The sequence below is a fragment of the Micromonospora sonneratiae genome, assembly GCF_042679305.1.
Classification (GTDB): Bacteria; Actinomycetota; Actinomycetes; order Mycobacteriales; family Micromonosporaceae; genus Micromonospora_H; species Micromonospora_H sonneratiae.
Map to the genome: position 1 here is coordinate 84514 of NZ_JBHTMP010000007.1, position 13833 is coordinate 98346.

The window sequence follows — 13833 nt, forward strand, 5'->3', positions numbered from 1 at the left end:
CCTAATGCCCGGGTCGCCGTACGGGCGCGGATCACCCCCATTACCCTGGAGCCCGGTCTGCGCGGTATGGCCACCGCCTCCGGTGTCCGGCCGGATTGGGATCGCAACGAGGAGGACCGACGTGACGCGCTCGATCAGGGGGGCCCGGCGGGCCGCGGTGCTGCTGGCCGGTACGGCGGCGACCGCCCTGCTGATGTCCGGCTGCGGGGCGGGCCAGATCGCCGAGACCGCCAGGAAGGCGCCCAGCATCAATGGGATCAACGCCCAGACGGAGAACGGCACCTTCAAGGTCCGGAACCTGGCGGTCAGCTACCTGGACCCCAAGGGATACCCGGCAGGCGGCAACGCACCGCTCGAAGTGGTGCTCTACAACGACTCGGATCAGTCGGTGACCGTCACGGTCACCACCGACAGCGCCAACTCCGTGGTGCTCACCGACCCCTCGGCCACGCCGAGCGTGCCGGTGGCACCGACCGAGACCGCTGCGCCGACCGGGACCGCCGAGCCGTCCGGCTCGGCCACGCCCGAGCCGCCAGCGGGCACCGAGTCACCGTCCGGATCACCGTCTCCGGTGGAGACCACCCCGGCCGCCCCGGCGGAGACGCCGGCCAGCATCGAGATTCCGGCCCGCAGCTTCGTCGTCCTCAACAAGACCGCGGGTCGCCACTTCCAGGTAAACGGCCTCAGGTCGGCGCTGAGCTCGGGTGGCTCGATCAACCTGGTCTTCAACTTCGGTGGCCAGCACTTGGAAACCGTGGTTCCGGTCGCGCTGCCGCTCACCCCGGGTCCGGTCGCCACCCCGCTCGTACACGACGAAGAGGGCAAGGGGCACGGCTGACCCTGGCCGAAGACAACCCGAACCGGGCCGGCGTGGCGCAGACCACGTCGGCCCGGTTTCGTCGTACGAGTTGGCTAGCGTCCTGGTGTGACCACCCGAGCCACCCCCCGAGGCGCCGCGAACCGCGCCCGCCCCACGACCCGCGAGCCCCGGCCCGCATTCGAGTGCGACGCCTGCGGTCACCAGCCACCCAAGTGGGTCGGACGGTGCCCGGAGTGCGGTGAGTGGGGATCGGTCGTCGAGTCGACCGTCACCGGCCCGACCGTCTCCGGTCGGGTGGTCAGTTCCCGGGTGCCCGCCGAGCCGGCCCGCCCGATCGCGACCATCAGTGCCGCGCCGGCCAAGGCCCGACCGACCGGGGTGTCCGAGCTCGACCGGGTGCTCGGTGGTGGTCTGGTGCCCGGCGCGGTGGTGCTGTTAGCCGGTGAACCCGGCGTCGGCAAGTCGACCCTCCTGCTCGACGTGGCCCAGCAGTGGGCCGCCACCAGCGGGAGTCCCTCGCTCGTGGTCAGTGGTGAGGAGTCGGTCAGCCAGGTACGGCTTCGCGCGGAGCGGATGGGCACCCTGCACGAGCAGCTCTACCTGGCGTCGGAGAGCGACCTCGGCGCCGTCCTCGGTCACCTCGACGCGGTCCGGCCGGGTCTGCTGGTGCTCGACTCGGTGCAGACCATCTCCATGCCGGGTGCGGAAGGGGTGCCCGGTGGCGTGACCCAGGTCCGGGCGGTGACGGCAGCCCTGGTGGCGGTCGCCAAGGAGCGCGGTATCGCCACCGTGCTGGTCGGCCATGTCACCAAGGACGGCCAGGTCGCCGGCCCCCGGGTACTGGAGCACCTGGTCGACGTGGTGCTGCACTTCGAGGGTGACAAGCACTCCTCGTTGCGCATGGTCCGCGGGGTCAAGAACCGGTTCGGCGCGGCCGACGAGGTCGGCTGCTTCGAGATGCACGAGGGCGGCATCAGCAGTCTGGCCGACCCCTCGGGGCTGTTCCTCACCCGTTACTCCGAGCCGGTCCCGGGGACCTGCATCACGGTTTCGATGGAGGGCCGACGGGCCCTGGTCACCGAGGTGCAGGCGCTGATCGGTGCCACGGTCGCCGGCTCGCCCCGACGTACCGTCTCCGGCCTCGACAGCGCCCGGCTGGCCATGGTCCTCGCGGTGTTGCAACGCCGTACCGAGCGGCTCACCCTGCACGACCGCGAGGTCTTCGCCGCCACCGTCGGAGGCATCCGGGTGGTCGAGCCAGCCGCCGATCTCGCGGTAGCCCTCGCCGTCGCCTCGGGCGGGCTCAACCTGGCCATCGCACCGCACCTGGTGGCCATCGGCGAGGTGGGGCTGACCGGCGAGGTCCGCCGGGTGGGCGCGGTTCCGCGCCGGCTGGCCGAGGCAGCCCGGCTCGGGTTCCGGTTTGCCCTGGTTCCCCAGGGGTGTGGGCCGGAGTCGACCGGCATCACTCCCGACGGCATGCGGGTGATGGAAGTCACTGACGTACGAATGGCCCTACAGTGCGCCGCGCGCGCATCGTCCGAATAAGCCGGCTGTGTCACGGGTCGACCAGATGCACTGCTTCCCTACCCTGGTGTCCGCGACAAACCAGCCACCGAGCCCTCGATCGCAACCCGTCCACCGTCGGCGAGCGGGGGTACCGGTAAGCCGGCAGCGAAGGGAACGGACACAGTGGCACATCACAGTAACCACGACAGCACCGAACGCATGCCAGTCCGTAGACTGTCCGGGTGCCAGTCGACCGCGATGCGAACCGAACCGCTGACGCGAGTCTCCATGCCCGGACCGGTGCCATCAATTCAGCCGCCCGCACTGTCGGTGCCGGCATGACCATGAGTGGATCCGGTCTCACCGGAGACCCGCTGCGCGCCAACCTCGCGCTGATGGCACCGGGCACTGCGCTACGGGACGGCCTGGAGCGAATCCTCCGTGGCCGTACCGGCGCACTGATCGTGCTCGGCTACGACAAGGTCGTCGAGACGCTCTGCACCGGCGGGTTCCCCCTCGACGTCGAGTTCTCCGCGACCCGGGTACGCGAACTATGCAAGATGGACGGTGCGGTCGTGCTGTCCAGCGACGGCACCCGGATCGTTCGGGCCGCAGTGCACCTTATGCCCGATCCGTCGATCCCGACGGAAGAGTCGGGCACGCGGCACCGTACCGCCGAGCGGGTCGCCCGGCAGACCGGATATCCGGTCATCTCGGTCAGCCAGTCGATGCGGATCATCAGCCTCTACGTCAGCGGGCAGCGACACGTCCTCGACGATTCGGCGGCGATCCTGTCCCGGGCCAACCAGGCGCTTGCCACGCTGGAGCGGTACAAGCTGCGGTTGGATGAGGTCTCCGGCACCCTGTCCGCCCTGGAGATCGAGGACCTGGTCACCGTCCGCGACGCGGTGGTGGTCGTGCAGCGGCTGGAGATGGTCCGCCGGATCGCCGACGAGATCGCCGGCTACGTGGTCGAGTTGGGCACCGACGGCCGACTGCTGGCACTCCAGCTCGACGAACTGATGGCCGGGGTCGACGCCGACCGTACGCTGGTGATCCGCGACTACCTGCCCACCGGGCGCAAGGCCCGTACCCTCGACGAGGCGCTCGTCGAACTCGACCTGCTCAGTGCGACCGAGCTGATCGACCTGGTCGCCGTCGCCAAGGCGATCGGCTACGCCGGTGCCTCCGACGCGCTCGACGGGGCGGTCAGCCCACGCGGTTTCCGACTCCTGGCCAAGGTCCCCCGGCTGCCGGCCTCGGTGGTGGACCGGCTGGTCAGCCACTTCGGCAGCCTGCAACGGCTGCTCGGGGCGACGGTCGAGGACCTACAGGCGGTCGACGGGGTCGGCGACGCCCGCGCCCGGGGCGTACGCGAGGGCCTGTCCCGGTTGGCCGAGGCCTCGATCCTGGAACGGTACGTCTGACCTGCTACCCCCGCTGAGCCGACGGACGATCATGGGCCGACGGACGAGTACGGCTAGCCGCAGACGAATACGGCTAGCCGCGCGACGCGTATCCGAACCAACGCGTATTCCGAGCGCGGCTAGCCGGGCGGGCTAGTGCGTGACCTAGCCGGGCGGGCTAGTGCGTGACGACGAGCTTCACCGGTTCGCTGTGCTTGCCGTCCAGTCGGCCGAAGAGCTGGTATTCGCCCGCGTCGACGACCTTCCCGTTGGCGAGCCCGTTGGCGCACGTACTGCTGTTCTTGCCGTTCCAGGAGACCTCGAAGGACTCCTCGTGCGCGGGCGGGAAGGACCGGATGAGGTTGCCCTTGGCGGCGCCGCACTTGTCGGAGGACCAGATCAACTCCGCGCCGAACTTGATGTAGATCTCCTGGAGATCCGCACCGACGTCCCGGCTACAGGTCCGGTTCGACACGTTCTTGATCTTTATCCGCAGGTTGATCGTCACCCCCCGCTGCACCGTCGACTGGGACGCCTCGGGTACGACCGACATCTCGCCGTCGGTGCAGGTACTGCCCCCGGCCGGGGCCTGACCCGCCTGGGTCGGGGTCGGATCCACGGTCGGTGGCGGGGCCGGCACATCGTCGGCGGGCGGTGCCCCGGTCTCCGGGGTGAGCGCGGCGGTGGGCTTCGACTCGGCCGACGGGCCGGGCGAGGGGCTCTCCTTCGCAGCTGGGTTGGTTTTACCCGAACCCACGCATGAGTACAGCAAGACAATCAGGAAAAGAAGCCCCGCTCCGAGCACGACGGCTCGACGCCGCCAATAGACAGCGGGTGGCAGGGGGCCAACCGTCAGACGCATAATGCCCACACCGTATCGGGGTGGGCCAAGTTGATCCTGTCGACGCGCCGAGCGTTCATCAAGCCGCGTCAGATCCCTTGGGCCGTACGACAACCAGCCATCACAGGTACACCTTGCGTTGGTAGACGGCGTGTGCCCCGGCGACCCGGTCGAGGAACAGCAGACCGGCACAGTGGTCGATCTCGTGCTGTAGCGCCCGGGCCTCGAACCCGTCCGTGACCAGGCGTACCGGTGCACCGGTGCCGGGAAGTACCCCGTCCACCACCAACCGGCTGGCGCGCTTGACGTCACCGGTCAGGTCGGGCACGGACATGCACCCCTCCCGGCCCGGCCGGGACCGGGTGGCCTCGACGATCCTGGCGTTGCAGAGCACGAACGTGCCGTGCACCGTCACCGTCTTGGGGTGTCCGGTCACGTCGACCGCGAACACCTGCGCGCCGACACCGATCTGCGGCGCGGCCAGACCCACGCATCCGGGCGAGACCCGCATGGTGGCCACCAGGTCGGCGGCCAACCGGACCACCTCCGCGTCGGTCGGATCGACCTCGACGCCGGCCTGGCCGAGTACGGGGTGCGGTGCGGTGACGACCGGACGCACCTGGCCCGGCTCACCCAGGGCTTCGACTGTCCAGTCCCCCAGACCGGCGTACTCCACCGTCACAGCAGATCCGATTCCGCTGGCCGGAGTGTCACCACGACACCGAGCCCGGCAGCGACCTCGTTGAGTCGCTGAGACAGCGTTCCGGCGGTTCCGGGCGGCAGGTCCACCTCGGCGACGAGGACGTAGAGCGGCCCGGTGAGGCGGGTCGTCAGGTCGGTCACGTTGCCGCCGGCCTCGGCCAGTACCCGGGTCACCGCAGCGACGATGCCGAGCCGGTCAGCACCGTGTACGGCCATCAGGTAGGGCTCGCCGACCGCGGCGCGGGCCGAGTCGCCGCTGACCGCGCGTACGGTGGCCAGGAGCCGGCCGTCGGCGGCCAGCGGTGCCAGCGCGGCCTCGGCCTCGGCGGCGCTCGGGCCGGTGCAGACCAGGGTCATCGCAAAGTGGCCGCGCAACCGGGTCATGGTCGAGTCGGTGAGGTTCGCGCCCACCCCGGCGAGCACCTCCGCGACATCGGCCACGATGCCGGGTCGGTCCTGACCGATCACGGTGATCGCGAGTTCGTTCATCCCGGCAGTCTGCCTGATCGACCGGCTTTGCCAGTCACGACATGGCCGATCCGACCAAGGTGCGGGATGTGTCACCGGGCCGGTACGCATGACATGATCGGCGACGCCATGCCTGAGACGACGTTGGCCACCGAGGTCATCCGGTGGTACGAGAAGAACGCCCGTGACCTGCCGTGGCGGGTGCCCGGTGTAGGCGCCTGGGCCATCCTGGTCAGCGAGGTCATGCTCCAGCAGACGCCCGTGGTACGGGTGCTGCCGGCCTGGCAGAGCTGGTTGGAACGCTGGCCGACACCGGCGGCGCTGGCTGCGGACACCTCCGCTGAGGCGATCCGGATGTGGGGTCGGCTCGGCTACCCGAGACGTGCGCTGCGACTCTGGGAGTGTGCCGTGGCGATCGTGGACCGACACGGCGGCCAGGTGCCCACCGACCTGGACGAACTGCTGGCCCTGCCCGGCGTGGGCACGTACACGGGCCGGGCGGTGGCCACCTTCGCGTACGGGCAGCGGCACCCGGTGGTCGACACCAACGTACGGCGGGTGGTGGCCCGTGCGGTGGCTGGTGAGCCGGATGCCGGCCCGGCGACCCGACCGGCCGACCTGGTCGCCACCGAGGCACTACTGCCGGCGGAACCGGCCGTGGCGGCCAGGGCCAGTGCCGCGATCATGGAGTTGGGGGCAATGGTGTGTACGGCGCAGTCGCCCAACTGCGTCGGCTGCCCGCTGATCGACCGCTGCGCCTGGCGCGCGTCCGGGCTTCCCGCGCCGGCCGGGCCGACCCGACGTCCACAGCGCTACGCGGGCACCGACCGCCAGGTACGCGGGCTGCTGCTGGCGGTGCTGAGGGAGACGACCGGTCCGGTGTCCCGCGACCGGTTGGATCTTGTCTGGTCCGACGCGACGCAACGATCACGGGCACTGGCCAGTCTGCTCGACGACGGTCTGGTGGAACTGGTCGGCGAGAAGTTCGCCCTGGCCGGTGACGGCCCAGTAGCCCCGACACCGAGTGGGGCCGCCGCAGGGTAGTCCCTGTCGTACAACCCGGTCGGTGTGCCGGGAGCTGACCGGCACCGGACAAAGACAAGATCCCCGTGACCGGGAACCCGAGTGGTGAACGCGGGCCCGATCACGGGGATCTGTGTTTGTTGCTCTGGTTTTACTCGTCGGCACCTGCGGTTGCGGTGCCGCCGAGGTCGGCCGGGACCGCGTCAGGCACGATCACGGGCTTGTCCGCCCCACGGAACACCAACTTCGACTTGTCGATGTCCTCCGGGTCGCCCTCGCAGTCCACGACCACGATCTGACCAGGGGTCAGCTCGTTGAACAGGATCCGCTCGGACAGGTTGTCCTCGATGTCCCGCTGGATCGTCCGACGCAGCGGCCGGGCACCCAGCACCGGGTCGAAGCCCTTCTTCGCCAGGTACTTCTTGGCGTTGTCGGTCAGCTCCAGACCCATGTCCTTGTTCCGGAGCTGGGTCTCGATCCGCTGGATCATGATGTCCACGATCGACAGGATCTCGCCCTGGTTGAGCTGGTGGAACACGATCGTGTCGTCGATCCGGTTGAGGAACTCCGGCCGGAAGTGCTGCTTCAGCTCGTCGTTGACCTTCTGCTTCATCCGCTCGTAGTTGGACTCCTGGTCCTCCGAGGCCTGGAAGCCCAACGACACCGCCTTGGCCACGTCCCGCGTGCCCAGGTTGGTGGTCAGGATGATCACCGTGTTCTTGAAGTCCACGATGCGACCCTGACCGTCGGTGAGCCGACCGTCTTCGAGAATCTGAAGCAGGGTGTTGAACACGTCCGGGTGGGCCTTTTCGATCTCGTCGAACAGAACCACCGAGAACGGCCGACGCCGCACCTTCTCCGTCAGCTGACCACCCTCGTCGTAGCCGACGTAGCCGGGAGGCGCACCCACCAGCCGGGACACGGTGTAGCGGTCGTGGAACTCGGACATGTCGAGCTGGATCAGCGCGTCCTCGCTGCCGAACAGGAACTCCGCGAGGGCCTTGGACAGCTCGGTCTTACCGACACCGGACGGGCCGGCGAAGATGAACGAGCCGGACGGCCGCTTCGGGTCCTTCAGGCCGGCACGGGTACGCCGGATCGCCTTGGAGACGGCCTTCACCGCGTCCAACTGGCCGACGACCCGCTTGTGCAGCTCGTCCTCCATGCGGAGCAGTCGAGCGGTCTCCTCCTCGGTCAGCTTGTAGACCGGGATGCCGGTCCAGTTCGCCAGGACCTCGGCGATCTGCTCGTCGTCGACCTCGGACACCACGTCCAGGTCGCCGGCCTTCCACTCCTTCTCCCGCTGCGCCTTCTGGCCCAGCAGCTGCTTCTCCTTGTCCCGCAGCTGCGCGGCCCGCTCGAAGTCCTGTGCGTCGATCGCCGACTCCTTGTCGCGGCGCACCTGAGCGATCCGCTCGTCGAAGTCACGCAGGTCTGGCGGAGCAGTCATCCGACGGATCCGCATCCGGGCACCGGCCTCGTCGATCAGGTCGATCGCCTTGTCCGGAAGGAACCGGTCGGAGATGTACCGGTCGGCCAACGTGGCCGCCGCGACCAGCGCCCCGTCGGTGATGGACACCCGGTGGTGGGCCTCGTAACGGTCCCGCAGCCCCTTCAGGATCTCGATGGTGTGCGCCAGGGACGGCTCACCCACCTGGATCGGCTGGAAACGACGCTCCAGAGCGGCGTCCTTCTCCAGGTGCTTGCGGTACTCGTCGAGGGTGGTCGCGCCGATGGTCTGCAGCTCGCCCCGAGCCAACATCGGCTTGAGGATGCTGGCCGCGTCGATCGCGCCCTCGGCGGCACCAGCGCCGACCAGGGTGTGGATCTCGTCGATGAACAGGATGATGTCGCCCCGGGTGCGGATCTCCTTGAGCACCTTCTTCAGGCGCTCTTCGAAGTCACCCCGGTAACGCGAACCGGCCACCAGGGCACCCAGGTCGAGGGTGTAGAGCTGCTTGTCCTTCAGCGTCTCCGGGACCTCGCCCTTGATGATCCGCTGCGACAGGCCCTCCACCACGGCGGTCTTACCCACGCCGGGCTCACCGATCAGCACGGGGTTGTTCTTGGTACGGCGGGAGAGCACCTGCATCACCCGCTCGATCTCCTTCTCCCGCCCGATCACCGGGTCGAGCTTGCCCTCCCGGGCAGCCTGGGTCAGGTTACGACCGAACTGGTCCAGCACCAGGCTCGTCGACGGCGCGGCCTCGCCCGTGGCGGTGCCTGCGGCGGCCGGCTCCTTGCCCTGGTAACCGGAGAGCAGCTGGATCACCTGCTGGCGCACCCGGTTCAGGTCCGCGCCGAGCTTCACCAGCACCTGGGCGGCGACGCCCTCGCCCTCCCGGATCAGTCCGAGCAGGATGTGCTCCGTGCCGATGTAGTTGTGCCCGAGCTGTAGCGCCTCACGCAGCGACAGCTCCAGCACCTTCTTGGCCCGGGGGGTGAACGGAATGTGTCCGCTCGGTGCCTGCTGGCCCTGGCCAATGATCTCTTCCACCTGCTGGCGGACGCCCTCCAGGGAGATGCCCAGGCTCTCCAGAGCCTTGGCCGCCACGCCCTCACCCTCGTGGATGAGACCCAACAGGATGTGTTCCGTACCGATGTAGTTGTGGTTGAGCATCCGGGCCTCTTCCTGGGCCAGGACGACAACCCGTCGCGCTCGGTCGGTGAACCGCTCGAACATGCCCTCGTGCTCCTCACGTGCCGTGCGCCAGTGTTCTTGGCGGGGCCAGCGCCCAGACGTCCAGGGCGGACGCCCGTGCTTCCTTACTCTATCGCCGTGGACCGACTCATCCGATGCCCTGCGGGCGCGATCGAGCCTCGTCCGACGTTGTTTTAGCCAACTGTCCGCGCTCAGCGGGTGTTCCTCGACCCCCAGCTGTACGCGCAGAGCGAAATTCGACCGTCGGTACGAGATCCACCGGCAGCGCCGGCGCTCGTCCACAGGCTGTGGACAAATCATCCACCAGTTGTGGATAACGCGGGGCGGCCCCGGATCCTTCCCGGCAGCGGCGGGAACGCTCGGCCGGACCCGGACCGTCCACCGGTGCAACTCGGCTGGCCCGCCGGTTCGCGTCGACGCTCCCCGGCGTGTCTCAACATCGGCGCAGGTCCGCTGTTCCCGTACCGACCGGTCCGCGAGTCGCGGCGTGTCGCGGGCACGGGCGCAGGGCCGCTATTCCCGGCCCCGGGGAACGGTGCCCGGGATCACCGGAAAGGGCAACGCCGGACCCGGGCGCGGCGTCGCGCTCCGAGCCCGGCGTGAGAACCGGTTGATCTCGACCGACTCAACGACCGGCCTTGGCGTGGTACTCATCGACGATCTCCTGCGGGATCCGCCCACGGTCAGAGATGTCCTTGCCCTCTTTCTTGGCCCATGCCCGGATCGCCTTGTTCTGCTCCCGGTCGGCGGTGGCCCCGCCACGACCACGGGCAGCCCGGCCGCCGATGACCACGCCACCCCGACCCACCTTGGAGCCGGCCGAGACGTAGGGGGCGAATAGCTCCCGCAATTTTCCGGCGTTTGTGTTCGAGAGGTCGATCTCGTACTGAACGCCGTCGAGCGAGAACTTGACGGTCTCGTCCGCGTCTCCGCCGTCCAGGTCATCGACCAGCTTGTGAATGATCTGCTTGGCCACGTGCCACGTTCCTTTCGAGCAGGTTCTCCCGCAAACAAGAGCACAATAGCGCTTTAGATGCGCGCTACGTCAATAGGACCCGGAAACTACGCAACAAGAACGGGGTGACTACTCCGCGCGGACCAACGGGAAGAGGATCGTTTCCCGAATTCCGAGCCCGGTCAGGGCCATGAGAAGCCGGTCGATTCCCATTCCCATGCCACCCGCCGGCGGCATTCCGTACTCCATCGCCCGTAGAAAGTCCTCGTCCAGCGGCATTGCCTCCTCGTCGCCCTTAGCCCCGAGCTGCGCCTGGGCGACCAGCCGCTGCCGCTGAACCACCGGGTCGACAAGTTCCGAGTAGGCCGTCGCCAGCTCAAATCCGAGGACATACAGGTCCCATTTTTCGGTAAGACCGGGCTCATCCCGGTGCCCCCGGGTAAGCGGGCTGGTCTCCTCCGGGTAGTCCCGAACGAAGGTGGGCTCACGCAGCCCCGGTACGACCAACTCCTCGAAAAGCTCCTCGGCGAGCTTGCCCGGGCCCCACTTCGGGTCGACCGCGAGCCCGACCTTCTCGGCGTACTGCACGAGACGCGCCCGATCGGTCCGGACCGTCACCTCGTCCCCGAGCGCCTCGGAGAGCACCCCGTAAAGCGTCACCGTCCGCCACTGGCCACCGAGGTCCAACTCCGTACCGTCGGCGTGGGTCACGACGTACGACCCGGTGAGCGCGGCGGCAGCCTCCTGCACCAGTTCCCGGGTCATGGTGGCCATGGTGTCGTAGTCGCCGTACGCCTCGTACACCTCGAGCATGGCGAACTCGGGAGAGTGCGACGAGTCGACCCCCTCATTACGGAAGTTGCGGTTGATCTCGAAGACCCGATCGATCCCGCCGACCACCGCGCGCTTCAGAAAAAGCTCGGGGGCGATTCTCAGATACAGATCGGTACTGAGTGCATTGCTGTGCGTCACGAATGGCCGGGCAGCCGCGCCGCCGTGGACCAACTGGAGCATCGGGGTTTCAACTTCCAGGAAACTCCGAGCGTGCAGCGAATCACGAAGACTGCGCACCGTGGTCGCCCGCGTACGGACCATCTGCCGTGCCTGCGGGCGGACGATCAAATCGACGTAGCGCTGCCGGACCCGGGCCTCTTCGCTGAGCGGCTTGTGGGCGACGGGCAGCGGGCGCAGCGCTTTCGCGGTGACCGCCCAGGAGTCGGCCAGAACGGACAGCTCACCGCGCCGGCTGCTAATCACCTCACCGGTGACCCCGACATGGTCACCGAGGTCGACCTGACGCTTCCAGTCCTCCAGCCGCTGGGCACCCACCCGGTCCAGGGAGAACATCGCCTGCAGCTCGGTTCCGTCGCCGTCCCGCAAGGTGGCGAAGCAGAGCTTCCCGGTATTGCGCTGGAAAATCACCCGTCCGGTAAGCGACACGACGTCCCCGGTGCCGGTATCGGTGGGCAGGTCGGCGTACCGGGCCCGGATCTCGGCCAGCGTCGCGGTACGCGGATAGCCCACCGGGTACGGCTCGACCCCGTCAGCCAGCAGGCGGTCCCGCTTCTCCCGGCGGATCCGCATCTGCTCGGGGAGATCATCGGCGGGGTCGACTGGCACGGCGGTCTGCTCGCTCACGGCACGCTTCCTCAGCAGGAGATTTCGGTGGGTCAAGGCCCGAGCGTACTCAAATGCCTCGGCGGCGGTCACCGGGATAACCTCGCCACCATGATCCATCGAGCCAGCGCAATGTCATTCGGCGGGGCTGCAGCTGCCTACGACCGGTTCCGCCCGTCCTATCCACTGGCCGCCGCAGCGTGGCTCACCGGTCGCCCGGCACCCGCCCGGGTGGTCGACCTCGGCGCGGGGACCGGAATCCTGAGCCGAACCCTGCTGCGGCTCGGTTACGACGTCGTACCGGTGGAACCGGACGCCAGTATGCGGGCACAGCTCGCGATCGCCACGCCGGGCGTCCCGGCCCTCGACGGGTCCGCCGAGGAGATCCCGGTCGCCGACGGGACGGCGGACGCCATCGTGGCCGGGCAGGCGTACCACTGGTTCGACCGGGAACGTGCGCACGCCGAGGCCGCCCGGGTCATCCGGACCGGTGGAACGTTCGGCACCATCTGGAACAGCCGGGACGAAACCGTACCCTGGGTGGCCGCGCTCACCGCGATCTTCGACCGAACCGAGCAGCAAAGCCGAACCGTGCCGGAAAGCCGGACCGGGCAGGAAGGCCCAACCGTGCCGGAAAGCCGGACCGGGCAGGAGGGGCGGACCGGGCAGGAGGGGCGGAACGGGCGGGCCGACCAGGTGGCCCGGGAGGGGCGGGGTATCCGGGACGACGCTCCGGAGATCCATTCCTTCGGCGACCGGTTCGGCCCGGTCGAGCGGGCCGAGTTCCGTCACGCCACCACCCACACGACCGAGAGCCTGGTCGGAATGGTCACCACCCGCTCGTACTACCTGACCGCCACGCCGCAGCGGCAGCGGGAGGTCGAGCAGGCGGTCCGGGCCCTCGCCGCCGACCACCCGGACCTCTCCGGGCGGGACACGTTCGAACTGCCGTACCTGACCACCTGCTACCGGGCTCACCGACGGTAGCGGCCCGGGCCGGGGCGTCCGGCCGGACCGAGCGGGGCGAGAGGCCGGACCGAGCGGGGCGAGAGGCCGGACCGGCGTCGTCAGACGTTGCGCTCGTAGACCATCCGCAGACCGATCAGGGTGATCATCGGTTCGTGGTGGGTGATCGTCCGGCACTCACCGACGACCAGCGACGCCAGTCCGCCGGTGGCGATCACTGCCTTCACCCCGCCGCCCAGTTCCTCGGTCATCCGCTCAACGATGCGGTCGACCTGACCGGCGAACCCGAAGTACAGCCCGGCCTGGAGGCACTCCACCGTGTTCTTGCCGATCACCGACCGTGGCTTGGTCGCCTCCACCTTGCGCAGCTGGGCGGCCCGCGCAGCCAGCGCGTCGAAGGAGATCTCGATGCCCGGCGCGAACGCACCACCCAGGAACTCGCCGCGACCACTGATCACGTCGAAGTTGGTGGTCGTACCGAAGTCGACCACGATCGACGGTCCGCCATAGAGCGTGTAGGCGGCCAGGGTGTTCACCACCCGGTCGGCCCCGACCTCCTTGGGGTTGTCGATGGCCAACTGCACCCCGGTCTTCACGCCCGGCTCGACGATCACGTTGGGGATGTCGCCGTAGTTGCGGGCCAGCATGTTCCGCAGCGAGCGCAGCGCCGCTGGCACGGTGGAACAGGCGGCCACCCCGGTGATCTCCACCGCGTCACTGGCCAGCAGTCCACGGAACATCAGCCCCAACTCGTCGGCGGTCGACCGGGCATCGGTCTTGATCCGCCACGAGTGGACCAGCTTGTCGCCGTCGAAGGTCGCCAGGACCGTGTTGGTGTTACCGATGTCGATACACAGCAGCATG

12 protein-coding genes are annotated in these 13833 nt (G+C 68.8%); 5 read left to right on the forward strand and 7 right to left on the reverse strand.

The window, feature by feature from the left end:
* Positions 1-121: 121 nt before the first annotated feature.
* The 3 genes from ACFQ4H_RS06670 to disA all read left to right on the forward strand — a co-directional run bounded on the left by ACFQ4H_RS06670 (position 122) and on the right by disA (position 3756).
* Positions 122-838, forward strand: a complete 717-nt coding sequence (locus tag ACFQ4H_RS06670) for a hypothetical protein (protein ID WP_377568087.1) — start codon at positions 122-124, stop codon at positions 836-838.
* Positions 839-925: 87 nt separating this feature from the next.
* On the forward strand, positions 926-2368 hold the full coding sequence (gene radA / locus ACFQ4H_RS06675; RefSeq protein ID WP_377568089.1) for a DNA repair protein RadA: 1443 nt from the start codon (positions 926-928) through the stop codon (positions 2366-2368).
* 203 nt (positions 2369-2571) lie between these two features.
* Positions 2572-3756 (forward strand): DNA integrity scanning diadenylate cyclase DisA, encoded by a 1185-nt coding sequence (gene disA / locus ACFQ4H_RS06680; protein WP_377568091.1) that lies wholly within the window; start codon positions 2572-2574, stop codon positions 3754-3756.
* Positions 3757-3913: 157 nt separating this feature from the next.
* On the opposite strand, the gene ACFQ4H_RS06685 is transcribed toward disA, so the two are convergent.
* The 3 genes from ACFQ4H_RS06685 to ACFQ4H_RS06695 form a co-directional block, all read right to left on the reverse strand.
* A complete protein-coding gene (locus ACFQ4H_RS06685) occupies positions 3914-4492 on the reverse strand; it encodes a hypothetical protein (protein ID WP_377568093.1) in 579 nt (192 codons plus the stop codon).
* A 205-nt stretch (positions 4493-4697) separates the two neighbouring features.
* A complete protein-coding gene (locus ACFQ4H_RS06690; protein ID WP_377568095.1) occupies positions 4698-5258 on the reverse strand; it encodes a peptide deformylase in 561 nt (186 codons plus the stop codon).
* A complete protein-coding gene (locus ACFQ4H_RS06695; RefSeq protein WP_377568097.1) occupies positions 5255-5767 on the reverse strand; it encodes a glycine cleavage system transcriptional repressor in 513 nt (170 codons plus the stop codon). The genes ACFQ4H_RS06690 and ACFQ4H_RS06695 overlap by 4 nt, the downstream gene beginning before the upstream one ends.
* A 108-nt stretch (positions 5768-5875) precedes the next feature.
* Here ACFQ4H_RS06695 and ACFQ4H_RS06700 point away from each other — a divergent pair, with 108 nt between their 5' ends.
* Positions 5876-6790 (forward strand): HhH-GPD family protein, encoded by a 915-nt coding sequence (locus ACFQ4H_RS06700; protein WP_377568099.1) that lies wholly within the window; start codon positions 5876-5878, stop codon positions 6788-6790.
* Positions 6791-6920: 130 nt separating this feature from the next.
* Here ACFQ4H_RS06700 and ACFQ4H_RS06705 read toward each other — a convergent pair whose 3' ends face one another.
* The 3 genes from ACFQ4H_RS06705 to lysS all read right to left on the reverse strand — a co-directional run bounded on the left by ACFQ4H_RS06705 (position 6921) and on the right by lysS (position 12024).
* Complete coding sequence (locus tag ACFQ4H_RS06705; protein ID WP_377568101.1) at positions 6921-9452, reverse strand: ATP-dependent Clp protease ATP-binding subunit; 2532 nt, start codon at positions 9450-9452, stop codon at positions 6921-6923.
* Positions 9453-10056: 604 nt separating this feature from the next.
* Positions 10057-10407, reverse strand: coding sequence for a histone-like nucleoid-structuring protein Lsr2 (locus ACFQ4H_RS06710; protein ID WP_377568103.1), 351 nt, complete (start codon positions 10405-10407; stop codon positions 10057-10059).
* A gap of 108 nt (positions 10408-10515) precedes the next feature.
* On the reverse strand, positions 10516-12024 hold the full coding sequence (lysS, locus tag ACFQ4H_RS06715) for a lysine--tRNA ligase (protein ID WP_377568105.1): 1509 nt from the start codon (positions 12022-12024) through the stop codon (positions 10516-10518).
* A gap of 90 nt (positions 12025-12114) precedes the next feature.
* On the opposite strand from lysS, the gene ACFQ4H_RS06720 reads away from it, so the two are divergent.
* Entirely contained in the window at positions 12115-12990 is an 876-nt protein-coding gene (locus ACFQ4H_RS06720; protein WP_377568107.1) for a class I SAM-dependent methyltransferase, read from the forward strand.
* Between the two features lie 80 nt (positions 12991-13070).
* Here ACFQ4H_RS06720 and ACFQ4H_RS06725 read toward each other — a convergent pair whose 3' ends face one another.
* Positions 13071-13832 (reverse strand): type III pantothenate kinase, encoded by a 762-nt coding sequence (locus ACFQ4H_RS06725; protein ID WP_377568109.1) that lies wholly within the window; start codon positions 13830-13832, stop codon positions 13071-13073.
* Between the last annotated feature and the right edge of the window lies 1 nt (position 13833).

Excerpts from the sequence above, each read along its gene's own strand:
- ACFQ4H_RS06705 (WP_377568101.1), bottom strand. The coding sequence starts at position 9,452 with ATGTTCGAGCGGTTCACCGACCGAGCGCGACGGGTTGTCGTCCTGGCC.
- ACFQ4H_RS06695 (WP_377568097.1), bottom strand. The coding sequence starts at position 5,767 with ATGAACGAACTCGCGATCACCGTGATCGGTCAGGACCGACCCGGCATC.
- ACFQ4H_RS06700 (WP_377568099.1), top strand. The coding sequence starts at position 5,876 with ATGCCTGAGACGACGTTGGCCACCGAGGTCATCCGGTGGTACGAGAAG.
- ACFQ4H_RS06725 (WP_377568109.1), bottom strand. The coding sequence starts at position 13,832 with ATGCTGCTGTGTATCGACATCGGTAACACCAACACGGTCCTGGCGACC.
- ACFQ4H_RS06720 (WP_377568107.1), top strand. The coding sequence starts at position 12,115 with ATGATCCATCGAGCCAGCGCAATGTCATTCGGCGGGGCTGCAGCTGCC.